Origin of the sequence: Autumnicola psychrophila (assembly GCF_031846645.1) — a bacterium.
Classification (GTDB): Bacteria; Bacteroidota; Bacteroidia; order Flavobacteriales; family Flavobacteriaceae; genus Autumnicola; species Autumnicola psychrophila.
Genome location: NZ_JAVRHN010000008.1, coordinates 125,419 through 147,718 on the forward strand (window position 1 = coordinate 125,419; position 22,300 = coordinate 147,718).

Consider the following 22,300-nt stretch of genomic DNA (forward strand, 5'->3'; position numbering starts at 1 on the left):
AACGGCTCATAATTATTCATATAGCTTTTATTTATAAGAAGGGACTTCCTGTTTTTGTAAACGTGCTTTTTTGGTTAAATTCACGCCTTAAAAGAAGGAGGAAAAGTGGAATCTTATTTAGCTGAATTAAACGAAGCGCAGCGTGCGCCGGTATTGCAAAAAGACGGTGCAATGATTGTTATTGCGGGTGCAGGATCAGGAAAAACGCGGGTGCTTACTTACAGAATTGCCTACCTGATGAGCCAGGGAGTGGATCCTTTTAACATTTTGTCGCTTACCTTTACCAATAAGGCGGCACGGGAAATGAAAAACCGTATTTCCAAAATTGTTGGTAGTAGCGAAGCAAAGAATTTATGGATGGGGACTTTTCACTCCATTTTTGCCAAAATTCTACGATTTGAAGCGGACAAATTAGGTTATCCTTCAAATTTTACCATTTACGATACGCAGGATTCTCAGAGTGTCATAAGGGCAGTTATTAAGGATATGCGCCTGGATAAGGATGTTTATAAATATAAACAGGTCTATAACAGGATATCTTCTTTTAAGAATAGCCTGATTACCGTAAAAGCATATTTTCAGAATCCCGAATTGCAGGAAGCAGATGCCATGTCCAAAAAACCCAGAATGGGGGAAATTTATCAGGCTTATGTGGAACGATGTTTCAAGGCGGGCGCTATGGATTTTGATGATTTACTGCTGAAAACAAACGAATTACTGAATCGTTTTCCTGAAGTGTTGCACAAATATCAGAGCAGGTTTAGGTATATTTTGGTGGATGAGTACCAGGATACCAACCATTCCCAATACCTGATTGTAAAAGCGCTTTCAGATAAGTTTCAGAATATTTGTGTGGTGGGTGATGATGCACAGAGTATCTATGCATTTCGGGGAGCAAACATTAATAATATCCTCAATTTTCAGAAAGATTACGAAAATGTGGAAATGTACAGATTGGAGCAAAATTACCGCTCTACAAAGAACATTGTTAATGCTGCCAACTCAATAATTGACAAAAATAAGACCAAGCTTGAAAAAGTTGTATGGACGGCCAATGATGATGGTCCTAAAATCGTCGTGAACCGTCTGCTTACCGATGGGGAAGAAGGACGTTTTGTAGCAAGTTCTATTTTTGAAACCAAAATGCAGAATCAGTTATCCAATGGAGATTTTGCAATTCTCTATAGGACTAATGCACAGAGCAGGGCCATGGAAGATGCACTGCGGAAGCGGGATATTCCTTACAGAATTTACGGCGGACTATCATTTTACCAGCGGAAGGAGATAAAGGATATTCTTTCTTATTTAAGGTTGCTCATAAACCCCAAAGATGAAGAAGCGCTAAAGAGGATCATTAACTTTCCCGCCCGCGGAATAGGACAAACAACAATGGACCGGCTTAGTATAGCTGCAAATCAATATGGCAAATCAATTTTTGAGGTAATAGAAAATCTGGATCACCTGGATCTGAAGATCAATAAAAGTACACGAAATAAGCTGGAGAATTTCGTGAATATGATTAAAAGCTTCACCATCCTTAGCGAAAATGCAGATGCTTTTGTGGTTGCAGATACTGTTACTAAGAAAACAGGTCTTGTTCAGGAAATGAAAAAGGACGGTACTCCGGAAGGTGTCGCCAGGATTGAAAATATTGAAGAACTTTTAAACGGAATCAGAGATTTTGTGGAGGAGCAAAAGGAACTGGCAGATTCTTCCGGTTCTTTAGCCGAATTTTTGGAGGATGTAGCATTGGCGACAGATATGGACAAGGATACTTCAGATGAAGACCGCGTAGCGCTTATGACGATTCACCTTGCCAAAGGACTTGAATTTCCCTATGTCTACATTGTAGGTCTTGAGGAAGATTTATTTCCTTCATCAATGAGTATGAACACCAGAAGCGAACTTGAAGAGGAGCGTCGTTTATTCTACGTAGCCCTCACCCGTGCAGAAACCCAGGCATACTTAACTTATACACAGTCCCGGTATCGCTGGGGTAAACTTGTAGATGCCGAGCCTAGCAGGTTTATTGAAGAAATAGACGATCAATTTCTGGATTATCTTGTTCCGCAGGATGATTACAAATACAAGCCGCTTATCGATACCGACATTTTTGGAGAAGTAGACAAGAGTAAACTTAGGCAAACAAAACCAAAGAAAGGAACCCCACCGCCGGCACATAAACCAACCGAGCAGCAGCTTCAGAAGCTTCGGAAATTAAAACCGGCTGCATCAGAACCGGCAAAAGCTACTAAAACAGTAAATCTGGCAGAAGGGAATGAAGTGGAGCACATGCGCTTTGGAAAAGGAAAGGTTTTGAAAATAGAAGGAGTGGGGCAGGACCAGAAAGCAGAGATCGACTTTGAGAATGGTGGAATTAAAAATTTACTACTCCGTTTTGCAAAGCTTAAGCTACTTTCTTAGGATAATTTTCAGTTAAACTTCTGTTATAGAGGCTTTTTTCTATCTCATTATTTTTATATTCAAAAGAAAAAATGATAAGGGAAGGAAGCAAGGTCTCCTGGAAGTGGGGAAATGGAACAGCAGAAGGAAAGGTGGTTTCTACTTTTAATGAGAAGGTGACCAAAACCATTAATGGAAGTAAAATTACCAGGAACGGGGAAGAAGGTAATAAAGCATTGTATATTGAACAGGAAGACGGGAGCAAGGTTTTAAAACTCGAAAAGGAGGTAGAAAAAATGTAAATTTTACCAGGAACCGGAAAGAGAAAAACTAATAATAAAAATTGGATCTATGGCGGAATTACTAAGAATATACAATGAAAATCCTGAAGCAAATAAAATAAAAAAGGTGGTAGATACCTTGAGAAATGGGGGATTAGTAATCTACCCCACAGACACCGTCTACGGTTTGGGATGTGATATTACAAATACTGCAGCACTTGAAAAAATTGCACAGATAAAGGGCATAAAATTAGATAAGGCTAATTTCTCCTTTATTTGTGAGGATCTCAGCAATCTTTCAGATTACGTAAAACAAATAGACACTGCTACGTTTAAAATTTTGAAAAGATGTCTGCCTGGGCCTTATACTTTTGTCCTCCCCGGGAACAACAATCTCCCAAACGTCTTTAAGAAAAAGAAAACCGTCGGGATTAGAGTTCCAGATAATAATATATGTAAAGCTTTAGTATCGGGATTAGGCAATCCTATTGTATCCACTTCGATAAAAGATGATGATGAGGTCCTGGAATATACCACAGATCCTGAGCTTATAAAGGAAAAATGGAATCATCTTGTAGATATAGTAATTGACGGTGGTTTTGGTAATAATATTCCTTCCACGGTAATTGATTTAACTACGGCAACTCCGGAGGTTATACGGGAAGGAAAAGGCAGTATAGAGATTATGTAAAAGCAGCCTTGAGAGAACTAATCTAACTAATCTTTCAAAGAAAATAAAGCCTTCTGACAAGATCAGAAGGCTTTATTTTTAAAAGATTTTTATCTTTTACTTTTTTGCAGTTGTTGTACTTACAATATTTTCAACAACAGAAACAAAAGCTTCGTGAACTTCATCCTGAGTTAAAATATGACCTTGCTTTTGTGCACCTTGGGCTAGTTCATAGCCTAAACGTGCTGCTTCAAGTCTCTGGAGAGGGGTTCCGTAGGATATTTTAGATTAAATGCATATATCCAGCAATTATTAGCTTTAACAGAATATATACGGAGAACCATTAGAAAATTAATCAATAAAAAAGCCCCGCAAATTGCGGGGCTTTCGTAATTATATTTTAAACTCCTTTAGTTTTGAGAAGCTGCATTTGCTTCTTTCATTCCTTCTTCAATCATTCCATAGAATTGATCAAGTTTAGGAAGCACTACGATACGAGTCCTTCTGTTTTTAGCACGGCCTTCAGCAGTTTCGTTTGTTGCTACAGGAACGTAGTAACTTCTACCGGCAGCAGTCATACGAGCTGGCTCAACCCCAAACTCATCCTGGAGAACTCTGACTACAGAAGTAGCTCTCTTTACACTAAGATCCCAGTTATCTTCAATAACTCCGCTGCTAATTGGCTTATCATCGGTATGACCTTCAACCATAAACTCGATGTTCGGCTTGTTTTTAACTACGGTAGCAACTTTTCCAAGAACTTCCTTTGCTCTGTTGGTCACGTTGTAGCGTCCACTGTCAAATAATAACTTATCTGAAATGGATACATAAACAACTCCTTTTTCAACATTAATTTCGATATCCTCATCATTAATATTACCTAAAGCACCTTTAAGGCTGGTAACCAATGCAAGGGTAACAGAATCTTTCTTGTTTATGGCATCACGCATACTGCTTATAGCCATATCCTTTTCTTTAATACTCTCTAAAGAACGCTCCAGATTTTCAGCTTCTTTTTTAGATAAAGTAGCCAAATCTCCTACGTTGTTCAAGAGTGCTGCATTGGTGTTATTTAAAGTTGATATTTGGCTATTTAACCTTTCCTTCTCGTCGAGACAGGAGTTAAGTTTTACAGTAGCTGTATTTAATTGATCCTGAGTTTCTCTTTGCTTAGTCTCCAGTTCTGCATATTTCTTTTGAGAAACACAAGAAGAAAGCATAATAGCGGCTGTTGCCGATAGAAGCATGAATTTTTTCATAACTTGAAAATATTATTAATGTTAGATGACCCAAAAGTATCAAAAAAAAACTTTCTTATAAAGTAATTTTAACATTTCTTTGCGTCGATTTTTAAATTTCCTCAAATATCTTCTTTCCTCGAAGATAGCGGGCATACACAACGGATTCTATTTTATAATATTGTTCTTTTTTAGGAAAATTTTTTCTTTTTTTTCTCATTGCTGAAAATGAAGAATAAAAATGCAAATGTGCCCTCAAAACTGCAAAAAAATGATTGAACTTTCCCTGCCCCAAAAATCGGAAAGCAGCTATTCCATCCAGTATCATTCGTATAAAGAGAACCCAAAATACTTGTGGTGACGGTACATTCTTAATAATTAAGTAGAGACTGTTTCTAAAATTAAAAAAAGTTTTGATAGGGTTGATACTGCTTAAAGTAGCACCGCCTACGTGGTAGATTATGGATTTTGAGGCAAACCTTATGCTGTAATTAAGGTTATTTAACCTCCAGCAAAGGTCAATTTCTTCCTGATGAGCAAAAAAATCCTCGTCAAAACCACCGGCAGCCAAAAATGCCTCTTTTCGGATGGCAAGGCAGGCACCACTGGCCCAAAAGATGGTCGTATCATCATTATATTGGCCATTATCCTTCTCAATTTCGTCAAAAATCCTTCCACGGCAGAAGGGATAAGCGTATTTGTCAATAAAACCTCCTGCAGCTCCTGCATACTCGAAGTAGGATTTACTATTATAATCCAGTATCTTAGGTTGTACTGCTCCTACTTTTGGTGCATATTCAAAAATGGCAATTATCGGCTTTAGCCAGCCAGGTGTTACTTCAATATCGCTGTTTAGCAGAATATAAATATCTTCATCTAAGTTGCGGAGCGCATCATTGTAGCCTTTTGCATAACCTCCGTTGGTTTTATTTTGAATAATGCTGACTTGCGGAAAATTTTTCCGTAGAAATTTAACCGAATCATCTGTAGAGGCATTGTCTGCCACATAGACTGTAGCTTCAGGAGAATGGGAAATGACGGAGGGAAGGAATTGCTTCAGAAGTTCTTTTCCGTTCCAGTTTAAGATGACTACTGCAGTTTTCATAATTGCATTTACTATTCGGTTTTCTGAAAAAAGGGTATTTCCTTCAGAAAATTATATTTTTCTGCCTTGTAATCCAGCTGACAATAATAATGATCAATTCCGTTAGTCACCATAAGATAAGTGGCCTTCAGGCTCAAATTATACCTTGCAATCTGGTCAAAAGTTTCCTGAGTTATTTTAATTTTTGGAGCTTTACATTCTACAATAAGATGAATGTTACCGTCAGGATTAAAAACCACAATATCGTACCGCTTTACCAGATCCCCCAGCTTTAGTTGTTTTTCAACATTAATAAGACTTTCCGGATATTTTTTTTCTTCAGTCAAAAACCGGACACAATTTTGTCTCACCCATTCTTCAGGAGTAAGAATGATGAATTTTTTCCGTAGTTTGTCAAAAACAGCTGTTTTATTTTGAGTATTTTTGAACCGAAAGCTATACCGCGGAAAGTTTAATTCTTGCATAGCGCCAAAAATAAGAAAGAAAAAATAACCCTTCTGTGAAAAATTCTGAAAAGAACAGGAAGGATAAAAAGATCCCCACATCTACCAATGGACGAAGCCAGGCAAATCGTTAACAGCATACAGAGCGGAAAAATTGAACCTGTGTACTTTTTAATGGGCGAAGAGCCATATTATATAGATAAGATTGCCGATTTTATTGCAGATAACGTTCTGCAAGAGGAGGAAAAAGGTTTTAACCAGATTGTGATGTATGGGCGGGATACGAGCATAGATGAGATCGCCAGCAATGCAAAACGTTATCCTATGATGGCAGAGCGGCAGGTGATTATTGTAAAGGAGGCGCAGGATCTTTCCAGGACCATAGAGCAGTTAACGGCCTATGCAGAGAATCCGCAGCCTACTACCACACTGGTAATGTGCTACAAGTACAAAAAGATCGATAAACGGAAAAAACTCTACAAAGCCGTAGCAAAAACGGGTGTTATCTTTGAAAGCAAGCGTCTCTACGAGAATCAGGTGGCACAGTGGATCCAGACTACGCTGAAAACGAGAAACTACAGCATTTCACCCAAGGGCGCACAAATGTTGGTAGAATTCCTTGGGAACGATCTTGGAAAAATTGAGAATGAGTTGCAAAAACTACAGTTAATAGTTCCCGAAGGAACACAAATTACTCCGGAATTAATAGAAGAGAACATTGGAATAAGTAAAGATTTTAACAATTTTGAGCTAAGAAAAGCGGTGGGAATGAAGGATACTTTAAAGGCCCACCGAATTATAAATTATTTTGCGCAAAATCCAAAGGACAATCCTCTTGTAGTTACCATTTCCCTGTTGTTCTCCTACTTTTCCCAGTTATTGCAATATCATGGACTTTCAGATAAGTCCAAAGGAAACGTGGCGCGACAGTTAAAGATTAATCCGTATTTCGTGAGCGATTACACTACAGGCGCCAGGAATTATCCTATGAAAAAAGTGAGCGGTGTGATTAGCCTGTTGCATGAAACCGATGTAAAAAGTAAAGGAGTAGGATCTGTAAACGTTTCACAGGGCGACCTACTAAAGGAATTGCTGGTAAAAATAATGCACTAATTCATGAAGAAAATTAATTCCTGGGTTGGAGCTGCCAGACTAAGAACCTTACCACTTTCCCTTTCGGGAATTCTTGTTGGGACAGCTATTGCTGTAGAAAAAGGATTTTTTAATATTGCAATTTTTAGTCTTGCCCTGGCTACTACTTTAGGTCTGCAGGTGCTTTCCAATTTCGCTAATGATTATGGAGACGGCGTAAAAGGAACAGATAATGAAGATAGGGTAGGGCCAATGCGAGCTTTACAAAGCGGGATAATCAGCCAAAAAGAAATGCTGGTTGGGATCATAATAACAGCGGTATTTACTTTAGTACTGGCTATTTTATTAATCTACGCCGCATTTGGAACTGAAAATATTATTCCGGCGCTTTTCTTTTTCTTTCTGGGTATAGGAGCTATCGTCGCTGCAATAAAATATACCGTGGGAAAATCGGCATATGGCTACCGTGGTCTTGGCGACCTGTTTGTTTTTATTTTCTTCGGAATAGTAGCGGTTTACGGATCATTTTTTCTTTATATCCATAAAATGGAATGGGATGTGTTTTTGCCCGCTTCAGCATTCGGGTTATTTAGTGCGGGAGTTTTAAATCTGAACAACATGCGCGATCGAATGTCTGACAAGAAAGCCGGAAAGAACACTCTGGTGGTGAAAATAGGAGGAAAGGCAGCTAAGAAATATCATTATTTTCTCATAATTGCAGCTTTTATTTTGATGATCACTTATACACTGCTGAATTTTGAAGGTATTGATGATTTTATTTATCTATTGGCATTTATTCCACTTTCGCTTCATTTAAAGAGAATAAAGGAGAACAAAAACCCTGTTCTGCTGGACCCGGAGTTAAAGCGTCTTGCGCTATCTACTTTTGCAACTGCGGTACTCTTCGGGATTGGTCAGATTTTATGAGCTTTAACAAAATTATATATCCAATCCTTCTTAAGATCTTTTGACAAATCCTTATTTTTAGGCGCTAACTGAAAATGCTTCAATTATGAAAATCACTTTCTACGGACAAAATTGTTTGGGACTTAAAATAGGGGAGGTCGATGTTCTGGTCGATCCTTTTATAACCGGAAATGATCTTTCAAAGGATAAAATCAATATAAAAGAATTAAAGGCAGACTATATTCTGCTAACTCACGCACATCAGGATCATACGCTTGATGCTGAAGAAATTGCTAAAAATACCGGCGCAGTAATCGTAGCTAATTTTGAAATAGCCAATCATTACGAAGAAAAAGGTATTGAGGTGCATCCTATGAATCACGGCGGTAGTTGGGATTTTGTATTTGGGAATGTGAAATATGTGAATGCAATTCATACCAGCTCTTTTCCGGATGGGAAATATGGCGGGCAACCCGGCGGTTTTGTGATAGAAGGAGAACATAAAAATATATACATAGCAGGGGATACGGCGCTTACAATGGATATGAAGCTAATTCCCATGACTACAAAACTGGATCTTGCTGTCCTCCCGATTGGCGACAATTTCACCATGGGTGTGGACGATGCCATTATTGCAAGTAATTTTGTAGAATGTGATAAAATTCTTGGCTGTCACTATGATACTTTCGGTTACATCGAAATAGATCATGAAGAAGCAAAGAAGAAATTTTACGAAAAAGGAAAGGACCTGATGCTTCTTGAGATTGGAGAGAGTATAGAATTATAATGCATATTAGACTATTGGATTATTGGATTTCTGGAATTTTAGGTAGAGATATAATAAATAAAAGATGCATCGATTTAAAGAGTTGGAGATTTGGAAGAAAAGTCGCATCTTTTGTAAAGACATTTATAAAATCACAACAGATTTTCCAGAAGTAGAAAAGTTTGGCCTTATTATCAATTAAGAAGAGCAAGTATATCTGTTCCATCTAATATTGCCGAAGGAGCCTCAAGGGAATCGCCAAAGAAATTCAGTAGGTTTCTGGAAATTGCAATGGGTTCTTGTTATGAAATAGAAACACAACTCCTGATATCAAATAATCTTGGCTTTATAGAAGCTAGGCATCTTGAAACTCTAAAAACGGAATTAGATTCAATAATAAAAATGATATCGAAATTCCGTTCTACTATTAAAAGTCGCATTTGAATCAGAATTTTATTCGTATTTTCTTAATCCAATTATCCAACAATCTAATAATCGAAGAATCCAGGACACTAAATGACCGCAGAATACAAAAAGTTTATTTTAAATTTTAAACGCCCCAGTGGAACTTCCCGGGGCGTTCTTACTACAAAGGAAACCTGGTTTATTATTATCCATAGCGACAACCACAAAGGCATTGGTGAATGCGGAATTCTTAGAAGTCTAAGCATCGATGACAGGCCCGATTATGAAGAAAAACTGAAATGGACCTGTGAAAATATAGCTTTAGGTAAGGAAAAGCTTTGGGAAGAATTAATCGAATTCCCCAGCATTCAGTTTGGGGTGGAAATGGCTTTCCGTTCTTTGGAAGCTGCTAATCCTTTTGAATTATTTCCTTCGGAATTTACTAAAGGCAGAGATTCCATTCCCATTAACGGGCTGATCTGGATGGGAGAGAAGGACTATATGAAATCCCAGATTGAGGAAAAAATTGCTTCAGGATTTAATTGCATTAAACTGAAGATTGGCGCGATAGATTTTCAGGCAGAACTTGAATTATTAAAATATATTCGAAAAGAATTTTCTTCCGAAGAAATAGAGTTGAGAGTGGATGCCAACGGAGCTTTTGCACCTTCTGAAGCTCTTGAAAAGCTTCAAAAGCTAAGTGACTTTGAGCTACATAGTATAGAACAGCCAATAAAACAGGGGCAGATTGAGGAAATGGCAGATTTGTGCAGCAGGACTCCGCTGCCTGTTGCACTGGACGAGGAACTTATAGGGGTCTTTGATGTAACAAAAAAGGAAAAACTAATACAAACTATACAGCCGCAATATCTTATTTTTAAACCTAGTTTAATTGGTGGTTATAGGGGCACTCAGGAATGGATGGACCTGATTGAGAAACAAGAGACATGCTGGTGGATCACCAGTGCCTTGGAAAGCAATATTGGGCTGAATGCGATTTCGCAGTGGACATACACCAAACAACCAAATATGCCACAGGGTTTAGGAACCGGCGGCTTATACACAAACAATTTTAATTGTCCGCTAGAGGTGCATAGCGGTAAAATTCACTACAATCCCGAAATTTGCTGGGATTTCAAATTATAATTTTATATGTACATAGCTCAAGCTTTTAGGTATCGATATGGCTTCTGGAGATATATTGTGGGAATCATTATCGTAGCAATAGGAATCACTTTAGGTCAGGTTCCATGGACTTTTGCTGTTTTTATGCAAGATGGCTTTGGCATGTTTGAAATGCCCCAGACAGAATTACTTGGCTCACTGGAATCGAATTTATCACTTTTTCTCCTGTTGTTGTCTTATGCAGTAGGATTGGCGGCACTTTTTTTTGCAGTAAAGTACCTTCATGAACAACCTATTCTTACCTTATCCACCACCCGCAAAAGCCTGGACGTAAAACGAGTGATGTTTTCTTTCCTGATTACTGCAATTTTAATAGTGGGTGGAATTTTTATAGGATATTTACTGGAACCAGAGAATTTCCAGTGGAATTTTAATCTTGTCCCTTTTTTGATTCTGTTGGCAATAGCAGTAGTACTTATTCCAATACAAACAAGTTTTGAAGAATACCTTTTTAGAGGATATCTTATGCAGGGGATAGGAACTCTTGCGAAAAACAGATGGGTCCCTCTCTTGATAACTTCTCTCATCTTTGGTGGTCTGCACATTGCCAATCCCGAAGTTGCCACCTACGGATATTTTATAATGGCAAGTTATATAGGCATAGGTTTGCTCCTGGGAATTATCACGTTAATGGATGAGGGGCTCGAATTGGCCCTGGGTTTCCATGCTGCGAATAATCTCTTTATTGCGCTTTTATTAACCTCAGAAAATACCGCTTTCCAAACTCATTCTATATTTAAAGACATCTCTACACCTGAAATTTTGGGTTGGGAAGTCTTTATTGAAATACTTATTATTTATCCAGTGGTTTTAGGAGTATTTGCCAAAAAGTATGGCTGGAGCAACTGGAAAAATAAACTTTTCGGAAAAGTAGAAAAGCCTGAAACCTTAAATCTTTCTGAAGAACCTTAAATTTTTCATAGCGATTTGTTAACTTCCCTTAATCAAAATTAAAATAATTTTGATTTTAGGCTATGATAGATAAGTATAAAGTACCTGAAACACATCCCGATTTCAAGCTTAACAGACAGCATTATACTAATGCTGAGTTGCGCCAGGTTGCCTATAATTTTATAAAGGAAGGAGAAGCTTACGAAGAAAAAATTGGAAGTTTTCTCCTGGATTGGTTAAAACCACCTGCATATACTACAACTAAAACATCCGGTTCTACAGGGACTCCAAAAGAAATTAAGCTAAAAAAGGAGCACATGGTTAATTCGGCTATGGCAACCTCCAAATTTTTCGATTTACCGGCTGGAACTACAGCTTTGTTAAGTTTACCGGCTACTTATATTGCGGGAAAAATGATGTTGGTAAGGGCGATGATACTGGGCTGGCATCTGGATTTGATTCCTCCGTCTTCCAATCCATTAGACCAGGTTTTTAAGCGCTATGATTTTTGTGCAATGACTCCATTTCAATTAGATAATTCGGTAGGTCGGCTTCATCTTATTAAAAAGCTAATTGTTGGCGGAGGTGCGGTTTCCTATCGCATTCAGAAAATGGTGAAGGATGTTGACACGAAAGTCTATGAAACGTATGGGATGACTGAAACGGTGACACATATCGCAGCCAAACGTCTTAATTCAAATAAAAAGAAGGAGAATCGTCCCTTTAAAGTTCTTCCGAATATAAATATTTCTAAGGATAACAGGGGTTGTTTGGTGATAAAAGCTCCTAAACTTTCCGATGAGGTCATTGTTACTAACGATATTGTGGAAATTCTCACCTACAAAAAGTTCGTCTGGAAAGGTAGAATTGATAATGTGATAAATAGTGGAGGAATTAAAATTTTTCCTGAAGAAGTAGAACAAAAAATGAGTCCGGTGATCGATCAACGGTTCTTTATTACCTCAATTCCCGATGATGCCCTTGGAGATAAGCTCGTTTTGTTTGTAGAGAGCGATTTTTCTGAAGAATTGCTACTTCAGTTAAAACAAAAGATAGAAAAACTGCCGGCATTGGATAAATACGAAGTTCCGAAGAAAATATATCTCATCGCAAAATTCGAAGAAACCTCTTCCGGAAAAATCCACCGTGAAAATACCGTTAAGAGTAAAGTCGGTTAACCTGTTTTATTTAAGTACAAAAAAAGCCACTGTCCGAAAATGGCAATTTTCGACCTTGATAGGTTGATCTTCTATAAACCAACCTTGAATAAATCAATACTTTTTATTGTATATTTACATCTATATCCCCGTAATTATACAATAATGGCAGTAGAGGCAATATCTAAAAAAGAGAGAAAACGAGCTGATCTTGACAAGTTTTCACCATCCTGGGTTGTTTTAAATATAAAAGACGCTCCTGAATTTAAAATGGAATTAATTGAGCGTATCCGGAAAGGAGTTAAAAAGACGGACTGGAAGCAATTATTACATGACACAGGTTCTACTGAAAAGGAATTTGAAAATATTCTGCCGGCATCTATTAGTAGCATGCAAAAGAGAAGTGTTTATGGAAAGGAGACTTCAGAAAGGATCTATGAACTGGCAAGGTTGTTTGGATTGGGCTATGAGGTTTTTGATTCTAAAGAAGACTTTAAGCAATGGTTAATAACTCCGTCCAAAACTCTTGGAGATAAAATTCCGTTTGAACTTCTGGACAGTAGTTTTGGATTCGAAATGGTGGAGAACGAGATTGTAAGGATTCAGTACAATGTTTATAGCTAATGATTGTCTATAGGGTTGCGACTTTGAAATATAAAGAGGCAACACTGTCTGGAATAGGAGCTGAAAAGGTTGGTGGAAGGTGGAACGAAGTTGGAACACGGGCAGTTTATTGCTCAGAAAACATTTCTTTAGCGTTACTGGAATACTACGTTCACTCTGCAAATATTGCATATCTACCTAAAGAAATATTAGTTGCAAAAATCAAATTTCCAGATAATTTTGTTGTTGAAGAATTACAAAAACTTCCGGAAAGTTGGAACGATTACCCATACTCTTCTAAAACAACAGAAATCTTTACAAATTTTGTAAAAGACCGGAATTTCTTTGCTTTACGAGTACCCTCCACTATTGTTGGAGTAGAATCGAATTTCATTTTGAATCCGCTGTATAAGGACTTTGGAAAAGTAGAAGTTACAGAATTTTTGAAATTACCGGTTGATGAAAGGCTTAAGGTAGGAAAGCGTGATTGAGTTGAGACTTTAAAAAATCAAATACCCGAAAATTGCCATTTTCGGGCATAAGATTAATTGTGGAAAGTATATATTCGTCTTTATAAAATTATCAGGTACTTATTCTTAATTTTGAGCATCAAAAAATACCAAAATCTAATTTCCACCCTTTTTTACATCCACATAAAATTCTTCTGTTTTTACTTCAATTTCATTTAGGTTTTTAACGCCTGCCAGTTTTTGCCAATTTTCGGTAGGGACTAGTCGTTCTTCTTCGCCATCAATTAATACGTCTACAGGCATGATAAAATTCTGAACATCTGCTTCCCAGCGGAAAGAAATTGTCTCTCCTTCCTGCTTTAGCTGAAGTTCAGGAATTGCAGTTTCTCTTAGGTACTGATCAAAAACCGGCTGAAGATTTGTTGCTATTGGTTCGTTAAAGAAATCTTCTACCTGTTGCGTGGTGACCGTTTGATGCTTAAAAGTTTCAGTATAACCCCGAAGTGTTTCCCACCATAGCTCGTCATTCTTATAAATACTGCGGATGGTGTTTAGAAGATTTGCTCCTTTTGCATACATATCGCCAGATCCTTCAGCATTTACCCCATAGTCTCCAATTATTGGACTTTGATTATTTATATTTCTTCTCAGCCCTTCCAGGTATTCCAGCGCATTTTCTTTTCCCTGCTCACATTCTACAAAAATTGCTTCCGTATAGCTGGTAAATCCTTCATGAACCCACATATCGGCAATATCCTTGGTGGTAATACTGTTTCCGTACCATTCGTGCCCCGACTCGTGAATGATGATATAATCCCAGGACAGTCCGTGGCCGGTTCCCGATAAATCGTTTCCGAGGTAGCCGTTCATATAATGGTTTCCGTAGGCAACAGCGCTTTGGTGTTCCATCCCGAGATACGGAGTTTCCACAAGTTTAAATCCATCTTCCGGAAAAGGATAGTGTCCCATTTTTTCATAGAAGCATTCCATCATCGGCTTTACCTGTTCAAACTGTTCTTTGGCTTTATCCAGATTGTATTCCAACACGTAATAATCGAGGTCAAGATCTTTATATTCATCATGAAAATGGGCATATTTGCCAATATTCAGCACCACATTATAGTTATTAATGGGATTAGAAACTTGCCATTTCCACCTGGTGTAGCCGTCTTCAAGTTCTTCGCTTCCTAAAAGTCGGCCGTTGGAAACATTGGTCAATCCTGTGGGGACTTCAATTTCGCTAAGTACTTCGTCCGGTTCATCGCTTTGGTGATCTTTGTTCGGATACCAGGCACTTGCGCCCATTCCCTGCACAGCAACGGCTATCCACGGATTTCCTTTTTCATCTTCAGTCCAAACAAAACCGCCATCCCACGGAGCCCTTTCTGCCACTATCGGATTTCCTGAGTAATAAAACTGAATAGAATCTTTTTTACCTTTCCTGAGAGGGTTAGAAAATTCGACAAAAACAGCATTATGTTTCCTTTGGTATTTGAGCTTTTTTCCTTTCCGAACAATAGAATCCACCTTCATATTTTCAAAAAGATCTACCTGCATAACCGGCAGCTTTTCTATTGTCCTGAAAGTAATCGTATTGGATCCCGAAATAAATTTATCTTCAGGAACAACCCTTACCTGGAGATGATATTTTAAAGCATCGTAGGCACGCTCCTTCCGAAGAGAACCTCTAAGAGTATCCGCTTCAGTATATTTTCCCTCTTTGTTGCTCAACACTTGCGCGCTAGTACCATAGGATATTATAAGAAGAGCAAATACCAAAAAATATAGATTTTTCATGCTTAGCTTTGGTTTAAGTCTGTATTACTCCCATATTAAAATCTTTTTCAATAGGAGCATGGTCAGCGGCTTCTATTCCCATAGAAATCCACTTGCGGGTGTTTACAGGATTTATTACAGCATCTGTCCACAATCTTGCGGCAGCGTAATAGGCAGAGGTCTGCTCGTCATACTTTGATTTGAGTTTTTCGAAAACTTCTTTCTCCTTTTCTTCATCTACTTTTTCTCCTTTTTTAGCCATCGCTGCAGTTTCAATTTGAGCCAGTACTTTTGCTGCCTGTGTGCCTCCCATAACGGCAAGTTCTGCACTGGGCCAGGCAACGATAAGCCTCGGGTCGTATGCTTTACCGCACATGGCGTAGTTTCCTGCGCCATAAGAATTGCCAATTATCACGGTAAACTTTGGAACTACAGAATTGCTTACTGCATTCACCAATTTTGCGCCATCCTTGATAATTCCGCCGTGTTCGCTCTTGCTGCCTACCATAAAACCGGTGACATCCTGAAGGAAAACCAGTGGAATCTTTTTCTGATTGCAATTTGCTATAAAACGGGTGGCTTTGTCTGCCGAGTCAGAATAAATCACTCCGCCAAACTGCATTTCTCCCTTCTTGGTTTTAACGATCTTACGCTGATTGGCAACAATTCCAACCGCCCAGCCATCAATTCTTGCATAGCCAGTAATAATGGTTTGTCCGTAGCCTTCTTTATATTCTTCAAATTCTGAATTATCTACTAGACGTTTTATAATTTCGGTCATGTCATATTGATCGCTGCGCTTTTTGGGCAGGATCCCGAAGATTTCATTTTCATCTTCTTTAGGCTTAGCGGACTCTTTTCGGCTAAAACCGGCTTTGTCAAAATCACCGATTTTGTCCATGATATTTTTGATTTTATCAAGCGCTTCAGAATCATTTTTAACCTTGTAATCTGTGACGCCGCTAATTTCAGAATGAGTGGTAGCCCCACCAAGGGTCTCATTATCGACACTCTCTCCAATTGCTGCTTTCACCAGGTAACTTCCGGCAAGGAAAATACTTCCGGTCTTTTCTACAATAATAGATTCGTCGCTCATAATAGGAAGATAAGCCCCTCCTGCAACACAACTACCCATAACAGCGGCAATTTGGGTAATGCCCATACTGCTCATTACGGCATTATTTCTAAAAATTCTTCCGAAGTGTTCTTTATCAGGAAAAATTTCATCCTGCATTGGTAAAAATACTCCGGCGCTGTCCACAAGATAAATAATGGGTAACCGGTTTTCAATAGCTATTTCCTGTGCCCGAAGATTCTTTTTTCCGGTTATTGGGAACCAGGCTCCTGCTTTTACGGTGGCGTCATTGGCCACTACAACGCATTGCTTTCCTGATACGTAGCCAATTTTCACAATCACGCCGCCACTGGGACAGCCGCCGTGCTCTTTGTACATGCCGTCACCTGCAAAAGCACCAATTTCTACAGATTTTGATTTTTCGTCCAAAAGAAAATCTATTCGTTCCCTGGCAGTCATTTTGCCTTTGTCGTGATGCTTTGCAATTCTTTTTTCGCCACCACCCAATTTTACTTCCTTTAGCCTGTGATTTAGATTGGAAACTAAAAGTCGGTTATGATCTTCATTTTTATTGAAGTTGATATTCATGTTTTTCAAAATTTGAGAATAGACTCCGGAATTACCGGAAAAAGCTAAAAAATATTCATATATTTTTATGACACTATAAGGAAAAACTCCCTTAAATTGCTGTTCCGCTAAAATACAAAATCAAGTCTATTGGAATATTGAAAAGCAGGATTATCTGGAGAAGCTTTTGATTATAAGGATATCGTTATGGGAATGAATAAGAATACCATTTTTGGCTGGGCGTCTTTCGTCCTGTTTTTAATTGGGACAGCAGTGATCTTACTGGGAGTGTTAAAATATATCGACTACGCAATAGGATTTTCTGTAGTTGGGATAGGATTTTTTGCAATTTCAAGGGCATTTAACGCATTAAAAGGCAGAGTATAGGATGGAAGAGAAACAAATGAAGGAACAACTGATTAAGCATTTGCAGGGAGGTGAGGCATATTTGTCTTTAGCCAAATTTCTCGATGAAATTCCTTATGATAAAATCGGAAAACGCCCGGAAATGCTTCCGTATTCGTTTTATGAAGTCTTTTATCACATTGCCTATGCCCAAAAAGATATTATAGAATATTGTACTGCTGAAGGTTATAAGAGCGCAAACTGGCCCGATGATTACTGGCCGGATATACAGTTTCCTGAAAGCGAAGAGGACTGGGAAGAATTAAAAGCAGATTATTTTGAATGTCGTAAAGATTTTGAAGATTTTATTCTGGATCCGGAAAACCGACTAATGCAGCCGGTAAAGAACGGTGAAGACCACACGCTTTTACGGGAGCTTATGCTGGTAATAGAACACACTTCTTATCACACAGGGCAACTACTTATTATTCTGCGCTTACTCGGACTACACAAAAGCTGATATTTGGTAAGACATCAATTATTTTCTAATCAAATTTTAAGATATTTGCATTTCTTCTGATGATCAAAAACTGTCTTCAGAAAAGACTGATACATCAAAATTTAAGAATTATGGCAGACGATAAAAAGGTAATTTTCTCCATGTCCGGAGTTACCAAGACTTATAAAAATGCAAATACTCCTGTTCTCAAAAATATCTATTTGAGTTTTTTCTACGGAGCGAAAATTGGAATTTTAGGATTAAATGGTTCCGGTAAATCCACTTTGCTTAGGATTATTGCGGGAGAGGACAATAACTATCAGGGTGACGTGGTTTTTTCCCCTGGCTACAGTATAGGATACCTGGAACAGGAGCCAAAACTGGATGAAGATAAGACTGTACTGGATGTTGTAAAAGAGGGTGTAGCTGAAACAGTTTCTGTTTTAGATGAATACAACAAGATCAACGACATGTTTGGCTTGCCTGAAGTTTATGAAGATGCAGATAAGATGCAGAAGCTCATGGATAAACAGGCGGAGCTTCAGGATAAAATAGATGCGACTAATGCATGGGAACTGGATACCAAGCTGGAAATAGCAATGGATGCACTCCGTACGCCGGAAAGTGACAAGAAAATTGGAGTTCTTTCCGGAGGAGAAAGAAGAAGGGTTGCATTATGCCGACTATTACTTCAGGAACCGGATATTTTACTTTTGGATGAACCTACCAACCACCTGGACGCCGAGTCTGTGCACTGGCTCGAACATCACCTTGCGCAATATAAAGGGACCGTGATTGCTGTGACGCACGACCGTTACTTCCTGGATAACGTAGCCGGCTGGATTTTAGAACTGGATAGAGGAGAAGGAATTCCGTGGAAAGGAAATTATTCTTCCTGGTTAGATCAAAAGTCCAAACGACTTGCGCAGGAACAAAAGCAGGCGAGCAAGCGTCAGAAAACTTTAGAAAGAGAGCTGGAATGGTCGAGAATGAATCCGAAAGGAAGACAGGCGAAACAGAAGGCCCGTTTAAATAATTATGACAAGTTGATGAGTCAGGATCAAAAACAGGTAGACGAGCAGCTTGAAATATACATTCCGAATGGACCAAGGCTGGGAACGAATGTGATCGAAGCCAAGGGAGTGAGTAAAGCTTTTGGAGACAAATTGCTTTATGAAGATCTTAATTTCAAATTGCCGCAGGCGGGAATTGTGGGAATCATTGGACCTAACGGTGCCGGTAAAACTACAATTTTCAGGATGATAATGGGAGAAGAGCAACCCGACAAAGGAAACTTTGAAGTAGGGGAGACCGCTAAAATTTCTTATGTAGATCAGGCGCACAGCGATATTGATGTCGAAAAAACTATCTGGCAAAACTTTAGTGATGAGCAGGAATTGGTCATGATGGGCGGGCGTCAGGTAAATTCAAGAGCCTATTTAAGCAGGTTCAACTTTAGCGGAAGCGAGCAGAATAAGAAAGTCAGCATGCTTTCAGGTGGAGAACGGAACAGGCTTCACCTTGCGATGACCTTGAAAGAAGAAGGAAACGTGCTGTTACTCGATGAGCCTTCCAATGATTTGGATGTAAACACACTGCGGGCGCTGGAAGAAGGACTGGAAAACTTTGCGGGATGTGCGGTGGTAATTTCCCACGACCGTTGGTTCCTGGACAGGGTATGTACTCATATCCTTGCTTTTGAAGGTGATTCCCAGGTTTATTTCTTTGAGGGCGGATTCTCAGACTATGAAGAAAACAAGAAAAAACGTCTTGGTGGCGATATAATGCCGAAGCGAATTAAGTATAAAAAGTTGGTCAGATAATTTTAGGCAACTAACACTAAACAATAATCAATAAAAAAGGAGTAGCATTTCGATTAATGCTACTCCTTTTTAATTTTGCCTACAGCCTACAGCCTACAGCCTACAGCCTACAGTCTACAGTCTACAGTCTACAGTCAACTGTCTGAGTTATTTTCACCCTTCACTTTTTCACCCTTTCCCGGCATTGGTCCACGCAGGTGAATTATTAGTCCGTTTAGGAAATTTCTAAGGAATTGGTCTCCGCATTCCACGTATTTTGGATGATCTTCTTTTCTGAAAATAGCTCCCAATTCACTTTTAGTAACTTTAAAATCCACGAGGGCGCAAATTTGCACAATATCGTCATCACGTAATTTGTGAGCTACCCTTAATTTTTTGAAAATGTCATTATTTGTTAGTCCCATACTGCAAATTTAAATTATTCTTTTCCGAATTTGGGGAAATATTGTTCTGGTTTTTAAATTTCAGGTCATATTAAAATTAAAGAATCTTTTTTAAAGCTGAAATTGTCATTTCAAGGATTTCCAACTTCAGTATAGCCTCAAAAAAGGCAATTATCGACCTGCCTGAAAGTAAAATGGGAGAAGTGGGAAGTATTAAAATTTTCTCTCTTTCTTTCCTCTCTCTTCTTTTTAAGTGATGCCTCAAAATGGCAATTATCGACCTCTGGAATACTTTAGGATCATATAAATGTCTAAAAACGTCAAAATGACATACGAATACTAGCTAAAAGTGACACAATGGCTTATTTTAAGGTTTGGAATTTGAATTGCTAATGGATATATGGAAAACAAAAAGTATAACCTTAAAAAATAAATGTTATGAGTTTAATTAAAACAAATGAGGCCAACTGGCTGCCTTCAGTTTTCGACGATATGTTTAAAACTGATTGGTTAGGAGGAACTACTAACGTAAACAGTATTGGAACCAGCATTCCTGCAGTGAACATCAGGGAAGATGAAGATGGTTTTGCTGTTTCTGTAGCCGCTCCCGGAAAGAAAAAGGAGGATTTCAATATCGAATTAGATAATGATGTTCTCACCATTTCTTCCGAAGAAAAGAAAGAAAATGAATCTTCTGAAAAACAAGGACGTTTTACCCGAAGAGAATTCAGTTACAGCACTTTTAAAAGAGCTTTTAGTCTACCAGAATCTGTAGATAGCAGTAAAATTTCTGCCGCTTACAATGATGGCGTTCTTGAAATTGCTCTTCCTAAGCGTGAGGAAGCTAAGGTACAAGCCAAACGTCTGATTGAAATTTCTTAAAATTTATCTTCTAGAATTAGCTAAAAAAGCATCCGGATTCCGGATGCTTTTTTGCTATATTTTAGTCTGCGCAAAAAGGGAAAATAATTTATTGCTTAAAAAGTAGGATCCATCTATTTCCCGCACTTTGTATTTCGTAGGTTTTTCCTCCCTGGATTGTCGTTACCGTTGTATTTGTGGAGATGTCGAGCAGGTTATCGCTTCCAAGAAAGATCAGGTTCTTTACTCCTGCTCCCGGCCATCCGGACAAAGTTATTTTTCTTCCCTTGTTTTCTGAAGCCTTTGGAATCACAATTCCTGACACCTGATTATTAATTCTCAATGTTCCAACTTCTTCGCCAATGAGATAATCCCCGGTAGTACTTTCTGTCGAAATATAATTGGTCCAACCAGAATGTTTCCAGCTTACGCCGCCAATTTTATCTGTAACCAGTATTTGATTTTCAAGTCCCCGACTATCGGGTAAGGTGTAATCTGTTTCGGGAGTAGCACCAATTCCTACTCTTCCTGCAAAATATGCTGCAAAGACATTTGCATTACGGTCACCATAGGCTACACTATAAATTCCGTAGATATTTCCTACTCCCTGGATGCTGCCGACTTCATTATAGATTCCGTAATTGTTACTTTTTGAGCCAAAAGTGCGGCCAATTCTATTATAGATTCCGTAGATGTCACTGGTACCTGAATTTTGGTAGGTTTCATTAAAAAATCCGTAGTGGATTCCTGTCCCGGTGCCGCCCACATTCGATTTTAAACCGTATTTCAGACCGTTGGTAGAACTTCTGTTGTCACTTACAATACCGTAGGTTGCGAGATTGTCGGTAGCCGAATTGTTATTATCTACTTCCAGCGGCTTCTTAATGTTCAAATCTTTTCCGGAGGGGATAGCAATTTGAAGTTTGGAGGAAATTTGCTGAGTACCAATTCCTATATTTCCTTCACGAAAAATAGGATCTGCAATATTACCTGCACTACTTGTTGTTCCGCTTTTGTAGAAGTCGGACGATCCTGATCCAGGACTGCCGGCCAAAGTTTTCCAGCTGCTGGTATCAGCGCTCCAATAATAGAATCCAACAGGGAAGCCGACGATATTTTTGTTCAGAAAAACCAGCATACCATTTTGTTCAATTCCGGGATTATTAGCAGGGAACTTCGCAATTCTTGGGATAAGGATTCCGTCAATAATATTGGGATTTGCCTCATCTGAAGCGACAATGTCCAGCTGGGCTTTAGGCGCAGTAGTACCAATCCCCACCTGAGAAAATAAGAGACATGGAGAAAATAGTAAAATTAGTAAAATAAAAATTTTCATAAGTGAACGGTTTATTGATC

At 38.6% G+C, this 22,300-nt stretch carries 23 protein-coding genes; 16 read left to right on the forward strand and 7 right to left on the reverse strand.

Annotated elements, in window-relative coordinates; all coding sequences use genetic code 11:
• The first annotated feature begins 105 nt into the window (after positions 1-105).
• The 3 genes from RM541_RS11805 (at position 106) to RM541_RS11815 (ending at position 3,375) form a co-directional block, all read left to right on the forward strand.
• Positions 106-2,424 carry an ATP-dependent helicase gene (locus tag RM541_RS11805; protein WP_311500354.1) on the forward strand — a complete coding sequence of 773 codons (2,319 nt, stop codon included), beginning with the start codon at positions 106-108 and terminating at the stop codon, positions 2,422-2,424.
• Positions 2,425-2,495: 71 nt separating this feature from the next.
• The gene (locus tag RM541_RS11810) at positions 2,496-2,705 is read left to right on the forward strand and encodes a hypervirulence associated TUDOR domain-containing protein (protein ID WP_311500355.1); all 210 of its coding nucleotides are present in this window, start codon (positions 2,496-2,498) and stop codon (positions 2,703-2,705) included.
• A gap of 49 nt (positions 2,706-2,754) precedes the next feature.
• Complete coding sequence (locus tag RM541_RS11815; RefSeq protein WP_311500356.1) at positions 2,755-3,375, forward strand: L-threonylcarbamoyladenylate synthase; 621 nt, start codon at positions 2,755-2,757, stop codon at positions 3,373-3,375.
• A gap of 389 nt (positions 3,376-3,764) precedes the next feature.
• On the opposite strand, the gene RM541_RS11820 is transcribed toward RM541_RS11815, so the two are convergent.
• The 3 genes from RM541_RS11820 to RM541_RS11830 all read right to left on the reverse strand — a co-directional run bounded on the left by RM541_RS11820 (position 3,765) and on the right by RM541_RS11830 (position 6,161).
• Entirely contained in the window at positions 3,765-4,613 is an 849-nt protein-coding gene (locus RM541_RS11820; RefSeq protein ID WP_311500357.1) for an OmpA/MotB family protein, read from the reverse strand.
• Positions 4,614-4,704: 91 nt separating this feature from the next.
• Positions 4,705-5,697 (reverse strand): glycosyltransferase family 2 protein, encoded by a 993-nt coding sequence (locus tag RM541_RS11825; RefSeq protein ID WP_311500358.1) that lies wholly within the window; start codon positions 5,695-5,697, stop codon positions 4,705-4,707.
• Positions 5,698-5,708: 11 nt separating this feature from the next.
• Entirely contained in the window at positions 5,709-6,161 is a 453-nt protein-coding gene (locus RM541_RS11830; protein ID WP_311500359.1) for a type I restriction enzyme HsdR N-terminal domain-containing protein, read from the reverse strand.
• 87 nt (positions 6,162-6,248) lie between these two features.
• Between RM541_RS11830 and holA the strand changes: the two genes are divergently transcribed.
• The 9 genes from holA (at position 6,249) to RM541_RS11875 (ending at position 13,636) form a co-directional block, all read left to right on the forward strand.
• Positions 6,249-7,253 (forward strand): DNA polymerase III subunit delta, encoded by a 1,005-nt coding sequence (gene holA / locus RM541_RS11835; RefSeq protein ID WP_311500360.1) that lies wholly within the window; start codon positions 6,249-6,251, stop codon positions 7,251-7,253.
• Positions 7,254-7,256: 3 nt separating this feature from the next.
• Entirely contained in the window at positions 7,257-8,159 is a 903-nt protein-coding gene (gene menA, locus RM541_RS11840; RefSeq protein ID WP_311500361.1) for a 1,4-dihydroxy-2-naphthoate octaprenyltransferase, read from the forward strand.
• An 85-nt stretch (positions 8,160-8,244) separates the two neighbouring features.
• Entirely contained in the window at positions 8,245-8,925 is a 681-nt protein-coding gene (locus RM541_RS11845; protein ID WP_311500362.1) for a metal-dependent hydrolase, read from the forward strand.
• A 192-nt stretch (positions 8,926-9,117) separates the two neighbouring features.
• Complete coding sequence (locus RM541_RS17450; protein ID WP_432264679.1) at positions 9,118-9,348, forward strand: four helix bundle protein; 231 nt, start codon at positions 9,118-9,120, stop codon at positions 9,346-9,348.
• A gap of 72 nt (positions 9,349-9,420) precedes the next feature.
• Positions 9,421-10,455 carry an o-succinylbenzoate synthase gene (locus RM541_RS11855; protein WP_311500363.1) on the forward strand — a complete coding sequence of 345 codons (1,035 nt, stop codon included), beginning with the start codon at positions 9,421-9,423 and terminating at the stop codon, positions 10,453-10,455.
• 6 nt (positions 10,456-10,461) lie between these two features.
• The gene (locus RM541_RS11860; protein WP_311500364.1) at positions 10,462-11,406 is read left to right on the forward strand and encodes a CPBP family intramembrane glutamic endopeptidase; all 945 of its coding nucleotides are present in this window, start codon (positions 10,462-10,464) and stop codon (positions 11,404-11,406) included.
• Positions 11,407-11,468: 62 nt separating this feature from the next.
• Positions 11,469-12,563, forward strand: coding sequence for an AMP-binding protein (locus RM541_RS11865; RefSeq protein ID WP_311500365.1), 1,095 nt, complete (start codon positions 11,469-11,471; stop codon positions 12,561-12,563).
• A gap of 39 nt (positions 12,564-12,602) precedes the next feature.
• Entirely contained in the window at positions 12,603-13,166 is a 564-nt protein-coding gene (locus RM541_RS11870) for an Xre family toxin-antitoxin system antitoxin (RefSeq protein WP_311500366.1), read from the forward strand.
• Positions 13,166-13,636 (forward strand): RES family NAD+ phosphorylase, encoded by a 471-nt coding sequence (locus tag RM541_RS11875; RefSeq protein WP_311500367.1) that lies wholly within the window; start codon positions 13,166-13,168, stop codon positions 13,634-13,636. The genes RM541_RS11870 and RM541_RS11875 overlap by 1 nt, the downstream gene beginning before the upstream one ends.
• Before the next feature lie 135 nt (positions 13,637-13,771).
• On the opposite strand, the gene RM541_RS11880 is transcribed toward RM541_RS11875, so the two are convergent.
• On the reverse strand, positions 13,772-15,412 hold the full coding sequence (locus tag RM541_RS11880) for a M1 family metallopeptidase (protein WP_311500368.1): 1,641 nt from the start codon (positions 15,410-15,412) through the stop codon (positions 13,772-13,774).
• Between the two features lie 13 nt (positions 15,413-15,425).
• On the reverse strand, positions 15,426-17,054 hold the full coding sequence (locus RM541_RS11885) for an acyl-CoA carboxylase subunit beta (RefSeq protein ID WP_311500369.1): 1,629 nt from the start codon (positions 17,052-17,054) through the stop codon (positions 15,426-15,428).
• Positions 17,055-17,240: 186 nt separating this feature from the next.
• Between RM541_RS11885 and RM541_RS11890 the strand changes: the two genes are divergently transcribed.
• The 3 genes from RM541_RS11890 (at position 17,241) to ettA (ending at position 19,700) form a co-directional block, all read left to right on the forward strand.
• Entirely contained in the window at positions 17,241-17,420 is a 180-nt protein-coding gene (locus RM541_RS11890; RefSeq protein ID WP_311500370.1) for a CAL67264 family membrane protein, read from the forward strand.
• A 1-nt stretch (position 17,421) separates the two neighbouring features.
• Complete coding sequence (locus RM541_RS11895; protein ID WP_311500371.1) at positions 17,422-17,898, forward strand: DinB family protein; 477 nt, start codon at positions 17,422-17,424, stop codon at positions 17,896-17,898.
• 110 nt (positions 17,899-18,008) lie between these two features.
• On the forward strand, positions 18,009-19,700 hold the full coding sequence (gene ettA, locus RM541_RS11900) for an energy-dependent translational throttle protein EttA (protein WP_311495932.1): 1,692 nt from the start codon (positions 18,009-18,011) through the stop codon (positions 19,698-19,700).
• Between the two features lie 134 nt (positions 19,701-19,834).
• Here ettA and RM541_RS11905 read toward each other — a convergent pair whose 3' ends face one another.
• A complete protein-coding gene (locus RM541_RS11905; RefSeq protein ID WP_311500372.1) occupies positions 19,835-20,104 on the reverse strand; it encodes a DUF1456 family protein in 270 nt (89 codons plus the stop codon).
• Positions 20,105-20,521: 417 nt separating this feature from the next.
• Here RM541_RS11905 and RM541_RS11910 point away from each other — a divergent pair, with 417 nt between their 5' ends.
• A complete protein-coding gene (locus tag RM541_RS11910) occupies positions 20,522-20,965 on the forward strand; it encodes an Hsp20/alpha crystallin family protein (protein WP_311500373.1) in 444 nt (147 codons plus the stop codon).
• Positions 20,966-21,053: 88 nt separating this feature from the next.
• Here the strand turns inward: RM541_RS11910 and RM541_RS11915 are convergent, their stop codons facing one another.
• Entirely contained in the window at positions 21,054-22,280 is a 1,227-nt protein-coding gene (locus RM541_RS11915) for a phage tail-like protein (RefSeq protein ID WP_311500374.1), read from the reverse strand.
• Between the last annotated feature and the right edge of the window lie 20 nt (positions 22,281-22,300).